This is a genomic window from Peribacillus simplex NBRC 15720 = DSM 1321 (assembly GCF_002243645.1).
Classification (GTDB): domain Bacteria; phylum Bacillota; class Bacilli; order Bacillales; family DSM-1321; genus Peribacillus; species Peribacillus simplex.
In genome coordinates this window covers 752,511-764,758 of the sequence record NZ_CP017704.1, presented here as the reverse complement: position 1 = coordinate 764,758, position 12,248 = coordinate 752,511, and the positions used below count along the sequence as shown (strand labels likewise).

General features: G+C 37.5%; 9 protein-coding genes. 7 read left to right on the top strand and 2 right to left on the bottom strand.

The window, feature by feature from the left end; genetic code table 11:
* The first annotated feature begins 125 nt into the window (after positions 1 to 125).
* The gene (locus tag BS1321_RS03435; RefSeq protein WP_063234566.1) at positions 126 to 875 is read left to right on the top strand and encodes a TerC family protein; all 750 of its coding nucleotides are present in this window, start codon (positions 126 to 128) and stop codon (positions 873 to 875) included.
* A 558-nt stretch (positions 876 to 1,433) separates the two neighbouring features.
* On the opposite strand, the gene BS1321_RS03430 is transcribed toward BS1321_RS03435, so the two are convergent.
* The gene (locus BS1321_RS03430) at positions 1,434 to 2,864 is read right to left on the bottom strand and encodes a sigma-54 interaction domain-containing protein (RefSeq protein ID WP_232522766.1); all 1,431 of its coding nucleotides are present in this window, start codon (positions 2,862 to 2,864) and stop codon (positions 1,434 to 1,436) included.
* Positions 2,865 to 3,162: 298 nt separating this feature from the next.
* On the opposite strand from BS1321_RS03430, the gene BS1321_RS03425 reads away from it, so the two are divergent.
* From BS1321_RS03425 to BS1321_RS03405, 5 genes are all read left to right on the top strand, one after another.
* Positions 3,163 to 4,197: an aromatic ring-hydroxylating oxygenase subunit alpha gene (locus BS1321_RS03425; RefSeq protein ID WP_063234567.1), complete on the top strand. Its 1,035-nt coding sequence runs from the start codon at positions 3,163 to 3,165 to the stop codon at positions 4,195 to 4,197.
* Between the two features lie 141 nt (positions 4,198 to 4,338).
* On the top strand, positions 4,339 to 5,895 hold the full coding sequence (locus BS1321_RS03420) for a BCCT family transporter (protein WP_063234568.1): 1,557 nt from the start codon (positions 4,339 to 4,341) through the stop codon (positions 5,893 to 5,895).
* A gap of 294 nt (positions 5,896 to 6,189) precedes the next feature.
* Positions 6,190 to 7,293 carry an endospore germination permease gene (locus tag BS1321_RS03415; protein WP_063234569.1) on the top strand — a complete coding sequence of 368 codons (1,104 nt, stop codon included), beginning with the start codon at positions 6,190 to 6,192 and terminating at the stop codon, positions 7,291 to 7,293.
* On the top strand, positions 7,265 to 8,776 hold the full coding sequence (locus BS1321_RS03410) for a spore germination protein (protein WP_063234570.1): 1,512 nt from the start codon (positions 7,265 to 7,267) through the stop codon (positions 8,774 to 8,776). The genes BS1321_RS03415 and BS1321_RS03410 overlap by 29 nt, the downstream gene beginning before the upstream one ends.
* A complete protein-coding gene (locus BS1321_RS03405; RefSeq protein ID WP_063234571.1) occupies positions 8,776 to 9,915 on the top strand; it encodes a Ger(x)C family spore germination protein in 1,140 nt (379 codons plus the stop codon). The genes BS1321_RS03410 and BS1321_RS03405 overlap by 1 nt, the downstream gene beginning before the upstream one ends.
* Before the next feature lie 156 nt (positions 9,916 to 10,071).
* Here the strand turns inward: BS1321_RS03405 and BS1321_RS03400 are convergent, their stop codons facing one another.
* Positions 10,072 to 11,211 (bottom strand): LuxR C-terminal-related transcriptional regulator, encoded by a 1,140-nt coding sequence (locus BS1321_RS03400; RefSeq protein ID WP_063234572.1) that lies wholly within the window; start codon positions 11,209 to 11,211, stop codon positions 10,072 to 10,074.
* 268 nt (positions 11,212 to 11,479) lie between these two features.
* On the opposite strand from BS1321_RS03400, the gene BS1321_RS03395 reads away from it, so the two are divergent.
* On the top strand, positions 11,480 to 12,232 hold the full coding sequence (locus BS1321_RS03395; RefSeq protein ID WP_063234573.1) for an SDR family NAD(P)-dependent oxidoreductase: 753 nt from the start codon (positions 11,480 to 11,482) through the stop codon (positions 12,230 to 12,232).
* Positions 12,233 to 12,248 lie beyond the last annotated feature (16 nt).

The following is a 12,248-nucleotide window of genomic DNA, read 5'->3' as shown; positions in this document are numbered from 1 at the left end:
TTCATATGGAGCTAATGGAACGGAAGGGTTGAATAATGATGTAGATAAGATGGGACAATATTGGAGGAGAAAGTGTTGTTGGGTTTAAAGTCATATACGCATTTTACATGCTTTAGGGGGGTATCATGGAACTATCGTTATTATTGGAATATGGCTGGGTGTTAATTATTCTAATTTTTTTAGAAGGTTTATTATCTGCTGATAATGCATTGGTTTTAGCCATCATGTCAAAGCATTTACCAAAAGAACAGCAAAAAAAAGCGATTAATATTGGGTTGCTTTTGGCTTTTATATTTAGGATTGGTGCAATCTTTATTATTTCGTACCTTTTCCATGTTTGGCAAGTTCAAGCAATTGGGGCTGCATATTTGATTTTCATCGCATTAAAGCATTTACTAAAAAAGGACCACGGGGAAAAAGAGGAAAAAGGGAAAAGCTACCGTATGACCGTTGCGCAAATTGCATTAGCTGATATTGCTTTTGCTATTGATTCCATTTTAGCTGCAGTCGCTCTTGTCATTGCCTTGCCAGATACACCAATGGGTGATATAGGAGGTATGGATGGGGCAAAATTCATTGTTATTTTATTAGGAGCAATTGCAGGTTTAATCGTCATCCGGTTTGCAGCAGGGTACTTCGTTAAGATACTGACTGAGCGACCTAGCCTCGAAACGGCAGCCATGTTAATCGTTGGTTGGGTAGGGGTTAAGTTATTAATGCATACCCTTGCGCATCCAGCCGTGCACATTATCCCTCACGATTTTGTTGAAGGACCGATTTGGAATATAATCTTTTGGTCAGTCATGCTTCTTATTGCTATAGGCGGATGGTTTTTATCTGGAAAAACGGTGAAAAATGATAAGCAAAATGACTAATGTTATCAGAAGAAAAAGAGTTGAGATACCTTGGTGTTGATTTTGTAAACCTTATGTTTGCGAGGATTTTAAGACCGACTTCCAATTTCGGTCTTTTGCCTCCAGGCACTTGCTTTCCGTGGCGGTCCGGGAGCCTCCTCGGCTCCTGCTGGGAAGCAGGAGTCAGGCACATCTGTTCCAATCAACATTGTATTAACTTTTAGAGAGAACCCTTTTGCCTACAAACTGAGGAGACCACAATAAGTGGTCTCTTTTATTAATGTTTAACAAATCCTTTTTGTAAAACATGTATGAAATAAATAACCTTGATTTATTTATCCATTGCTAAAATCTGTGTAATGTGCACTATGCGATGATGAGGATACTAGAAGATTTATGGGTAACGTTCAAAAAGACCACAGGCAGCACTGCCGAAATGTAAGGAAGGGCACAGCATCGTTTTTATATCCCCCCCGATGACCAGCTCTGATCGGCTAGTATCTACTTTCCATCCTTATGGCACCGCCGAAAATCCAAATGAATAAGCCCACTTATATTTATGATATATTTTTTAATGAATCAATTATAAAGGTCTAAATCTTTACAGTATTTCCGCACTAACCGTGATGCTTTTGATTGGCTAATGGATAAATGATGAGCGACTTTCCTTGTATTCCTGAATTTTGTATAAGAGGTAACAATCAGGTTTCTTTCAAGTTCCTCTAACGCTGTATCTAATGAATAATCTTGGGGCATTTGACTTGATTTGTTCTGGATTGTGCTGTTTTGACTAAGTGACATTTCTTGACTTGGGGTTTCTTGAGCATTTTTTTGTTGCAGTATTATCGGTAAATCAGATACTTGAATGATAGCATCACTCGTTACAACTAAGCTTTCTATTAAATTCTCTAATTGTCGTATATTTCCAGACCATGGATATTCATAAAAAATATCGAGGACTTCCTTCGATATAATACGATTAACTTGATACTTTTTATTGAATACTGAAAGAAAATAGTAAGATAGCGGGATGATATCTTCTTTTCTTTCCCTTAATGGCGGTATTTGTAAATTAACCACATTAAGTCGATAATATAAATCTTCCCTAAATCGTTTTTTCTGCACCATCTCAACTAAGTCTCGATTGGTAGCGGAAATAATACGAATGTCCACTTTCTTTAGTTCTCTGCCCCCGACAGGAAGAAATTCAAGGTCTTGAATAACCTGTAAAAGCTTAGCCTGAATATTAAACGGGATTTCTCCTATTTCATCCAAAAATACGGTACCGCCGTTTGCCATTTCAAGTAGTCCTTTTTTTCCGCCTTTGTTTGCCCCGGTAAAAGACCCATCCGTATATCCGAAAAGTTCTGATTCTATTAATTGTTCCGGTATGGTGGCACAGTTAATTGATAAGAAAGGGGAATTCCTTCGAGGTCCTCTATTATGAATGTATTTAGCTAACACTCCTTTCCCTGTACCAGACTCCCCTTGAATCAAAATGGTCGCATCAACCATAGAAATCTTATCGCATACCTCCATTACATTGTTCATCTGTTCGTTGTTCGTAATTACGCTTTCTTTATAAGCATTCTTTTCACTTAGTACTTCTGGTTCCTGTTCCTCTGGAATGTATAGCCCTTTATAGTTTGGTTCTTGTGCTGTTGTAATAATTAGTTCAATTTCCTGTTCATCGTTGAGTAAAGGAATAGCTGTTGTAATCATTTCCTTGCCAATATATGAAACTTGCTTGATTGTAACCGGTTTCTTTTCTTTCAAAACAAAGGGTAAAATACTTGGTTTCCAATACCCTTTGGAGAATATTTCATTATTATGTTTTCCAACTATTTCGCTTAACTGCTTTCCATAATGCCTTTCATAAGCTTTATTTGCGTAAATAATGCAGGCATCTTTGTTAAGAACATAAATCTCATTAGGTGAATGATCTAAAATTTTTTTCAATATCTCAGTACTCATTTCAATTTTTTCTTCATTATTCATTAAGTTTTGCATGAGTTAGCTCCCTTCATTACCTTTTAAGATGTTAAATGAGTCTATATTAACTAGAATGAGTCTATTATGGTTAAATTGAGTCAATTATAAATCATATTTATACAATAAAGAAGGGGGAATAGTAAAATATCGGTAATAATAGGGAGCTGTTGAATTGGCATTATCCTTGCATAAGAGTTAAGTAAAGCATGCTATAGATATAAGGAAATATGATGCCAATTGGCAGAGGAGGTTTAAAAGTAATATCTGGATCCTTATTCAGAGCAAGTCTTTATAATTAAAAGGAGGAACTGCCATTATGTCTACAAAAGAAGATATGAAAAAGTTGGACTACACACTACCTTATAATCATTATGTGGATCCTGAAGTCATGAAGGAGGAAAAGGAAAATATTTTCTACAAAAACTGGATTATGGTTGGGCATACAAGCCAGGTAGAGAAGGTTGGAGACTTCTTTACATTTGATTTGGTCGGGGAGCCGATTATTGTAACACGGGGCAAGGACGAAGAGTTGCATGCTTTTTATAATATTTGCCCTCACCGTGGTGCGATAGTCGAGCGTACAGAACAGGGCAATAAAAAAATTCTCCAGTGTATTTATCATGGATGGACATTCCATTTAGATGGTAAGGTGAACAGGACTCCAAATTTCAAAACAAATGATATAGAAAAACCTAGCTGCATGACTCCAATTCGTTTAGAGGTACATCAGTCGATGATATTTGTAAATCTAAATCAGGATGCACCTGCTTTCGAAACAGATTATGAATCTTTTTTAAATAACATAAATGAATATACATTTCTTAGTTCCTTAAAAAAGGTCAGGGAAAACCGTCGAATCGTTCAAGCTAACTGGAAATCGATCATTGACAATTATTTGGAATGTGATCATTGTCAAATTGCACATCCTAGCTTCTCGAAGGCCTTCGATTTAACTAAATATAGTATTACCCCTTGTGATAATTTTTCCTATCAGTGTACAACAGCTAGTGATGAAGAAGAAGGTCCTGGTGCACGTTTTTACTGGGTTTGGCCGAATACCATGATAAGTATATACCCAGGTACTGGAAATATGACGACGAGCCATATCATCCCGGTTGATGAAAAAAGTTCATTGGCAATTTATCGTTATTATTTTGCTGATGAAAACTTGACTGAAGACGAGGAAGATTTAATAAAATTTGTAGATCAAGTACGGGAAGAAGACTTCGAATTAGTTGAGTTATTACAAAGTGGATTACATTCTAGGGCTTGTGGAAGAGGAGTATATTCTCCGACCGAACACGGTTTGAAACATTTTCATCAATTAGTCACAAAGGCGATGCAAAGCTAGTCTGTAATCTATAAATGACCTAATGTTTGATAAAATGAAAGCGCTTATATGTTGGTCATTCGTTAGGTGAATTATATTAAAGCTGGAGCTGAAAGTGTAAGTTATCATACTATCAAAAAGCAATGAAAGAGGGGTTCTTTTATGAAACAATCAAATGTTGATAAAGCAATCTTTTGGCCGGCTCTAGCTATTCTTGCTGCTTTATCAATTCCTGTACTATTAAATCCGAAACAAGGGACTGCAATCCTCGGAGACCTTCATCATCTAATCGCCGAGAGTTTGAGTTCATTATATTTATGGGCTGTGGTGGCGGCTTTAGGTTTCTTGATTTGGCTGGCATTTAGTAAATATGGAAAGATAAAATTTGGTGAGCCTGATACCAAGCCGGAATTTTCGACATTCAGTTGGTTAGCTATGTTATTTACGGCGGGAATTGGTGCAAGTATCACGTACTGGAGCGCGATTGAATGGGCGTATTATTACACTGCTCCGCCTTTTGGGGCCGAACCAAAAACAGCGGCTGCGGCAGATTGGGCGTCTACATATGGATTATTTCATTGGGGCTTTAGTGCATGGGTACTATATTGTCTACCTGCTTTGCCGATTGCCTATAACTTATATGTGAGGAAAAATCCGAGTGTGAAATTGAGTACAGCGTGTGAAGGTGTTCTCAAAAAGGGAGCAAATAGCTGGTTAGGAAAAGCGATTGACGTTTTTTTCATGGTTGGCCTGGTTGGAGGAATAGGAGCTGCTCTAGGCTTGGGACTTCCGATGATTTCTGAAGGTATTTCTGAATTATTTAATATACCACGAAGCTTTATGTTAGATATGTCGCTAATAGTAGTCTTGACATTAATCTTCTGTGTTAGCACGTATTTTGGTCTGAAAAAGGGCCTGAAAAGATTAGCTAACATCAATACGTACCTTTTTTTAGCACTTTCTGCATTCGTTCTTTTAGCTGGTCCAACTTTGTTTATAATATCCAGATTCACGGATAGCGTTGGGATTTTGTTACAGAATTTCTTTCGTATGAGTTTCTACACCGACTCTGTTGCCAATTCTGGCTTTCCAGAAGCTTGGACGATATTCTACTGGGCCTGGTGGTTTGCTTGTGCTCCTTATATGGGCATATTTGTAGCGAAAATCTCGAAAGGAAGAACGATAAGACAAGTCATTTTTGCTGAATGTATTGGAGGAACAGTAGGGTGTTGGGCGGCGTTTTCCATCATGGGTAATACAGGTCTTTACTTTGAACTTAATAAACTTGTTCCTGTCATTGACATATTAGAGAAAAAAGGTGGGGAAGCAGCCATTGCTGCCATTTACCAGGGGCTTCCCGGCGGCAGTGTAGCCTTGCTTGCGATTATGATTATCACCCTTATTTTTCTTTCTGCTACACTAGACTCTTCATCATTCACATTAGCAAGCGCAGCATCAAAAAAGTTGTCAATAGATCAAGAGCCAGCTGGATGGCACAAAATATTTTGGGCATTGGTCATAGAGCTTGTAGCGTTTTCCATGATGTTCGGTGGAGGACTTCATGCTCTTCAATCAGTAGTAGTCATTACTTCCGTTCCACTCATCTTAATAATGGCGATGGCATCGATATCGCTCATTAAATGGATAAAAGAGGATCAGGCAGGAAGCAGCAGTATAGAAAAAACTATCAATGAAGAACCTACAAAGCTAACATCTTAAAGTATCAATCAAACTGGGAGGATACAATATAAGGGAGAAATGCAAACAGGCACCAGCTAAAAAACAGCTGGTGCCTGTTGGGCGTTCGATGAAACCGTACAAAACTTTTCTGATTTGTAAACAAAAAATGTCTCTCTAAATTATTTATCGCAAAGCCATAAATGGCAGTTGATTCAGCGGAGCTTCTTGACGGGAGGGGACGTTCAAATACCTATCTGTCCATTAAAGAATTGATGCACCGTATGAATAAAAACAAAAATGCCTCCTCATATTAAAAGAGAGGGGATGTGTCACATGATAAAAAGTATATCTACTTTTCAAGCGACAATGGTGCTGATTCTATCTATTGGGTTGATGAACCATGTTATCGTTTTGCCTTCACTGCTTGGGGCATCCGGAAGAGATTCATGGATCAGTAATTTAGTCACCGGGATGCTTTTTCTTTTATGGCTTCCCATGGTTTATTGGATCATAAATAAAACAAAACAGCAGCATATCATTGGCTGGCTTCATACTCACAGTCACCCGCTCGCCGCCTGGTCCATAAAAATCCTTCTTTTCTTCTATATTTTATTAAACTTGTTTGTCACTTTATATAGCACATTTTCCTGGGTAAACAGTACTTATATGATTCAAACGCCAGAATATATATTATTTATACCTTTCATCATCCTATGTTTTATTGCTGCAGAGGCTGGAATCAAAACAATAGCCATTGCCGGAGGATTGGTTTTACCCCTTGTTGTGGCACTTGGATTTATGATAATGACGGCAAATATACAGTATAAGGATTACTCCTTGCTTTTCCCTATTTTTGAAAATGGAATTACACCTGTTTGGGACGGGGTCGTAATACTAGGTGGAGGTTTTACAGAGATATTTCTTCTCGTTTTGATTCAACAGTTTGTAAAGACAGAAATAAAGTTCAGGAGTTTACTTTTTTTAGGTTTATTTCTTTTGTTTATCAGTATGGGACCCATAATAGGCTCTATTACAGAGTTTGGTCCGGTACAGGCTGCAAAAATCAGCAATCCTGCATACGCTCAATGGCGGTTACTAACCATGGGTAAGTATTTGAACCGGCTGGATTTTTTATCAATATACCAATGGCTTTCAGGTGCATTTATCCGTGTATCGTTATCGATATTCCTAATGGGGGAACTGTTTCAAATTAAATCAAGGAAAATAAAAAATATTGTATTGCTTGCTATATCAGTCTCCTTAATCATTGCGCTTTGTATACCAATCGACATTCCAGCATACAGGAATTTTACGGAACGATATTATTTTAAATTGAGTGTGATTAGCATTTTGGTTATAACCTTTTTTATTAACATGGTCATTTTTTTGAAAGAAAGGGTGAAAAAGAATGGAGCCTCTATTGAACAAGGTAAATAAGGGGAGTTCTTCGGAGATCCAACTAAAGACGGAGTATTTCAATGAATTATTCGGAATGAGCTCGGATGTAAAATTCAAAAAGCATACCATTACATCTGAAGGGAAAACCGATCCGCCCCTTATTTGCACTTTGATTTATTCAGAGGTGTTGGTCGATGTCAAAAAGTTGTGGGAATCAGTAGCACGGCTTGAAGGTAGTGTATTCATAAATTCTAAACTGAAGGAAGAAGAGGTTATAGAGGATCCGCAAGACGAATTTAAAGTCAGTAGGGTTTTCCCTTCCTCCACTTTAAAAGAAAATGTGGAGGAAAACGTATTTTCCGGGATGGTCCTGATGCTATTTGAAGAATTGGAATTATTATTCATGTTTTCCCTACCAAGCATCCCGAATCGAAGTCCCGAGGAAACAAGTAGTGAAATTTCCATCCGAGGTCCACGTGATGGATTTATTGAAGATATCTCTGTTAATTTAGGGTTGATCAGAAAAAGATATAAAACTGCATCACTCGAAAATCAAGCATTTACCATTGGCAAAAGGAGCAAGACAAAAATCAATTTATTATATGTGAAGGATGTTGTAAATCCAGAAACCATTGAAAAAGTAAAAAGGAAAATCTCCTCAATAAACACAGATATCTTGTTGGGAACTACTGAACTTGAAGAATTTTTATCAGGCAGTAAGTTCAACCTGATCCCGTTATTTGATTATACAGGGAGGCCGGATTATGCTGTAGCCAGTTTAAATAATGGGCGCTTTGCCATTTTAGTGGATGGGTCACCAACAGTCTTAATTGGGCCAGGTAATATTACACTCTTGTTAAAAGCCGCGGAAGATCGTCATACTCCATCTTACTATACAAATTTCGAATATTTCTTTCGCATTATCGGACTGGTGGTATCAATATTTCTGCCAGGTTTTTATATAGCACTAATATCATTTCAATTAGACCAGCTCCCCTTTCCATTTTTGGCGACGATAACCGTATCTAGATTTGGGTTGCCTATATCACCTCAACAAGAGGCTTTCTTGATTTTGGGTTTATTTGAGTTGTTTCGGGAGGCAGGGATCACACTCCCAAAAGCAATCGGTCAATCACTGGCTGTTGTGGGTGGATTAATTATAGGTGATGCGGCAATTAGGGGCGGGATTACATCCCCGACGATGTTGGTGGTGGCAGGTACTACTGCGGTAGCCACCTATACATTAATCAATCAATCTTTAGGTGGAATTGTAAGCATGGCCAGGTTTTTTGTATTATTTCTCTCTTCTGTTTTAGGTTTATTCGGATTCTTTCTCGGTGTATTCTCTATTGTCCTTTATTTATCAAGGCTGCAGATTTATGGTTTACCCTACTTAGCGCCTATATCACCACTATCCTTGAAAGATCTTCTAGGGGGCGGTGTCTTTGTGAAGCCATATCTCTTTAGAAAGAAACGAGCCGAAATGCTGAAAACTAAGGACAGAACAAAAGGAAATCGCTAATGAAAATGATCCTTAGAATTATACTATTTGTATTGAGCCTTGCTCTTTTAAGTGGCTGCTGGGATACCAAGGATATTCAAGATATTCAATATATAAGTGCAATGGGTATAGATTATCAAAATGGTCAGTATGTCATTTATGTGCAGGTGACGTCTTTTGCAGGTGTGGCTAAACAAGAAGGCTTGGAACCAAAACCAACACCTGTTTGGGTCGCCAAAGGGCGAGGGAAAACAATGAACGAGGCCATGAATGACATTTATAAAAGGTCAAACCAGTATATTTATTGGGCTCATGTTAAATTGATCATTTTCTCTGAAAGCTTACTAAAACATGGATTGGTAAACGTAAATGATCCCATTTTAAGATTTCAACAAATTAGGGAAACAACTTGGTTATATGGAACCGATGATTCCTTAGAAAAGATTCTCTTTGTCAATAGTCTATTCGGCTCATCAGTGCAAACAAGCATTTTCAATCCGAAGGATATTTATAAATTAAGATCCTTTGTCGAACCCATCCGGATCCAAAGATTTTATACGCAAAATTATGAAACAGGAATGACAATAAAACTACCGAAGATTTCGTTAAAAACTGAGGTATGGAAAGCAAAAGAAAAAACACAGAACACCGTAAAACTATCAGGGGCCTATTTTATTAAAAATAATCAGCTAAAGGGGGAGATAGCAAATAAACATCTTGGGGGGATGAGATGGTTAACAAAATCAACGGTAAGGTCCCCGATTGGAATAAAAATCAACAAAAACAACTATGTTCAAATATCGCTAATGAGGCCAAAATTCAATATAAAGCCAATCAATGTAAATGATGAAGTCGAATTCGATATTTCAATTGAAGTAGAAGGTGCCGTAATGGATATGGAAGAAAACATCTCCTTAACCCACCTTAAAGAAAAAATACAGAGGGCATTAGAGAAAGAAATTAGGGATACTTACAAATATGCTCTTAAAAAAAATATAGACATCTATAATTTAGAAGGAGTTATCTACAGAAAGGATTTGAAAAAATGGAAAGAAGTTTCTAAAGAGGATTTTAGCCTTAATGAAGAATCCATTCGTAATATTCAGGTGGACGTTACTATTAAAAAAACAGGCGATTATAAATATGAGTACATGAATTGATACCTACAGAAGTGGATCGCAGGCTGCCATGACAGAATCTTTCTTCAAAGTCGTTTCCAATGATTATGATATGGCAGCCACTGTAAATGATATATTCAACAACTAACTATGTAAGGATTTATTTTGACTTACATAACGATTAAAGGAAATCAGATTTTACTTTAATAGACCAAAACGAAATCCATAGACTACGACTTGTGTACGGTTCTTGGCTTTAAACTTTGTCATTAAACTGCTTATATAATCCCTTATAGTATGCTCGCTTAATTGCAATAATTCGGCCATCTTTTTATTGTTAAACCCCTCCGCCAGCAAATTTAAAACCATGGATTCCCGTTCCGTCAATTGTAGATCTATATCAATGGATACCTCATCATCCTTTCTTGATAAATATAAGCCTAACCGTTTTCCGACCTGTTCAAGTAAAGTTAGTTCATCTTTTGAATAATCGAATTCCTCTCCTAATTGATCAAAGGTCAGCCAGCCAAAAACTTGCTGGTCATGAACAATCGGCACAAATATAACAGATGAAAGATTAAACAAGGCTATATGTTCCTTTTTAATATAATGATTGGGATTCTTTAAAAATACAGGCTTTTTTGAATTGAAAACAAAGGATTGCTTCAAGCTGAGTTGTCCTCTCATGCTTTGAACCTTAGGCAGCTCCAATCCAATGGTGCCATAAAATTGATTGGACCAAGGAATATAAGCATAAAAAACACATCTTTTATAGTGAAAGAACTCTTCACATTTTTTTAGGATATGAGCAAAATCCTTAATTCCTGATGAGTTAATTAGAAGCTCATCCAACTGGTCTAATAGTTGCAGCCTTTTAAGTTCAGCATTTTCTTCGTGGGTTTTTGAAAGTTGCATTGGTTCGACATCCATCCATTTGTTATAGCTATGGATGAGATGAGAGAAAATGGATAATAAGAACATTAGAATGGAAATGGTATGGGCATGTTTCAGGTTGGCCATTAAGGTAACGATGGACTTTTCAAAGATTAATCGGAACATGCTGAAATGGTTCACATTTAAAATGGGTAAATGTGATTGAAGCCAAGTTTCCAGATACTTATCGTACGTTTCATTTATGTCTTCGATTTTTGGAGCGGATAAAAATAGTAGAAATGATTCCAGTAATGTTTGTATCACCTTCCGTTCATTTTCTAATATAAGGGGCTCTAGATTTAAATAAATATTGATATTTTCTTCAATCTGTTTGTTATGGCTTTTTATGAATAAGATGAATTGCTGAAACGATATCTCTTCATAAGCATGAGAGTGCTGGGTCATACGAGTCTCTTCTCCTTAAACAAAATAACCCTATATAAGGGGGATACTTACCCAATTATTATACAGCATATTATAGGATAGTATTTCAAATTACGAGGAGTAAAATAAAGGCATAGACAGACAATGAAGCTTTTTTAGCGGCATTCCATTTAAAGGGGTGGACAATTGTTAAAGTCAGCTTTATTTACTTGTATAGGAATACTTGTCTAGTGAGAACCTCTAAGGTTGGCAGTATCAGTAAAATAAGTAAAGGAGATCTGATGAAATCATGAGACTTGAAAACAAAGTGGCAATCATTACAGGCGGGGGTACTGGAATCGGGAAAGAAACAGCTTTGCTATTTGCTAGGGAGGGAGCAAAAATCGTCATCACAGACATAAACCAGGAATCCGGTGATCAAGCTGTGAAAGACATTCAGGCAATCGGCGGGGAGGCCCTGTTCATCCGTCATGATGTCAGCAATGAAGAAGATTGGAAAAAGGTTGCAAAGGAAACGATCGATACTTTTGATAAGGTGGATGTTCTGTTCAACAATGCGGGTATTTATATCATTAAACCGGTTGCGGAGATTGAACTGGAGGAGTGGAATCGTCTCATGTCGATAAACGTGACCGGCGTATTCCTGGGAATGAAGCATATTATGCCACTGATGGCGAAACAAAATAAAGGTTCAGTCATAAACGCTTCTTCCATAGCAGGCTTGATTGGAGCCCCTGGTCATGTTTTATACGGTGCAAGCAAGGGAGCGGTCCGGACAATGACTAAAGATGCTGCTATCGAGTATGCTTCAAAAGGGGTCCGTGTAAACTCGATTCATCCAGGATATATCGATACCGGGATGGCGGACTATGCATCTGAACAAACGGGCAGTTCAAAAGATGAATTGGGTAAAGAATTCCCGTTGGGACATCTGGGCAGCGTCAACAATGTGGCGAATACAGTGCTTTTCATTGCCTCGGACGAATCTTCCTATACGACGGGTACCGAATTTGTGATAGATGGCGGAGCAACTGCTCGCTAAAATGCCTACTATTCTA